The sequence below is a fragment of the Planktothrix sp. FACHB-1355 genome (assembly GCF_014748295.1).
Lineage (GTDB): Bacteria > Cyanobacteriota > Cyanobacteriia > Cyanobacteriales > Aerosakkonemataceae > Aerosakkonema > Aerosakkonema funiforme_A.
This window is the reverse complement of the sequence record NZ_JACJUP010001361.1, coordinates 1-1,597: the sequence shown is the minus strand read 5'-3', so window position 1 is coordinate 1,597 and position 1,597 is coordinate 1. Positions and strand designations below refer to the sequence as shown.

Sequence of the window (1,597 nt, the reverse complement as noted above, 5' to 3'; positions counted from 1 at the left end):
GAAATTATTAGAAACTTTTTTATTATAGATTGAATTGATTGTTAAATATGAAATATCTGATTTGTAATTAAAAATCAAATTACGGGTGTTTAGGTTATTGCAAAAGAAGTGCGATCGCAAATCTAACAAAACATGATACCCATCACTCGAAACTACAAATCCGTGAGCAATCTTGCCTTTATCATAATAAAAGTCAGAACATTTTCTTATCTATAAATAATATCTGCTTACTTTTCTAGAAAGAGTTCATACAGAGTTATTTAACTTCAAAGCTACAGGAATGAGTGTGATGGAATTAAGCCATCGTGGCCATATTGCTTTTAAACTTGTACAACTATAAATAATCTAACATTATTTAATATTTTTTAATAAAATATGCTAAAATAGCAGTTACAATTTAAATTTGAATCAACTGCAATTTTCCTTATGTCAATGTTAGAGCAATCCCCACAAATTGTCACAAAAGAATCAAATTTGCTGGCAAACGCGGCTATATTAGTAGCTGTTATCATTTGTACCTTCACACCAATATTGATGCGATTTTGCCAAACCGAAATCGGACCAGATGCGATCATCTTTAACCGCTACTGGATAGCCACAACAGTTTTACTATTATGGCATGGCTTGGCAGCTGCACGCCGCTTTTGGATTAAATCTCCAAATCTGTCTAGTCAACTTGATGAGGAGAAATCCCTGGCAATACCTTATACTAATCAGACAATATTCTTATTATTATTATCAGGATCTTTTCTAGCTGCGATGTCGGTTTTATGGTCATGGTCTCTGACTCAGACTAATGTTGCCAACTCTGCATTGATTCATAATTTCTCCATTTTTTTTACTACAATAGTGGGCTGGTTGTTTTTCAAAAAACGCTTTCATAAAAACTTCTTGATGGGTACTGCTATAGCTATAGGGGGAATGATTTTACTTGGATTAAATGACCTGAAATTAGAAACTGACAACATCCAAGGAGATCTTGTTAGCCTAGTCTCTAGTATGGTATTTGGGGCGTATTTAATGACTGTAGAAAGAGTGAGATCTCAAGTGAGTGCTGACACCACAATTCTCTGGTGTTACGGGTTAGGAGTTATTCTAACTTTACCGATTGCTTTAATTAACCAAGAGCAACTATTCCCCATATCGTGGCAAGGGTGGTATGGTCTTATTCTTTTGGGGATTAATGGTATGCTAGTACATTTTTTAACAATATATAGTATTCAGAAATTATCTGCATCTTTTGTGGCTCTAGTTTTTTTGCTAGAACCAATTTTGACAGGTATGTTTGCTTGGTGGATATTTGGAGAAACATTAGCTTGGCTCAATTTATTGGCATTTGCTGTAATTTTAGTGGGGCTGTATTTCGCGGTATCTAGTCCATTGGTTGCGATCGATTTTGAGGATAATTAAGTACGGAAGAGCGATCGAGGTTGAGATTCCCCACACTTGAATCACCTTAATTGAAAAATAATTCGATGGATTCCAAACCTTCACTGAGAAGGAACTCGGAATTGTGATTAACGAAAGCACTCAGAAGGCTAATAGCGAAAGTCCACTCAAGTGGACTGAAGAAATAAAATATGTATTCAGTCGGATT

1 protein-coding gene is annotated in these 1,597 nt (G+C 35.1%); it reads left to right on the top strand.

Features of this window, described 5'->3' with window-relative positions; genetic code table 11:
* The first annotated feature begins 426 nt into the window (after positions 1-426).
* A complete protein-coding gene (locus H6S82_RS32420) occupies positions 427-1,410 on the top strand; it encodes a DMT family transporter (protein ID WP_190468864.1) in 984 nt (327 codons plus the stop codon).
* Positions 1,411-1,597 lie beyond the last annotated feature (187 nt).

Bases quoted from the DNA above. Each gene is read 5' to 3' on its own strand.
- H6S82_RS32420 (WP_190468864.1), top strand. From the start codon at position 427: ATGTCAATGTTAGAGCAATCCCCACAAATTGTCACAAAAGAATCAAAT.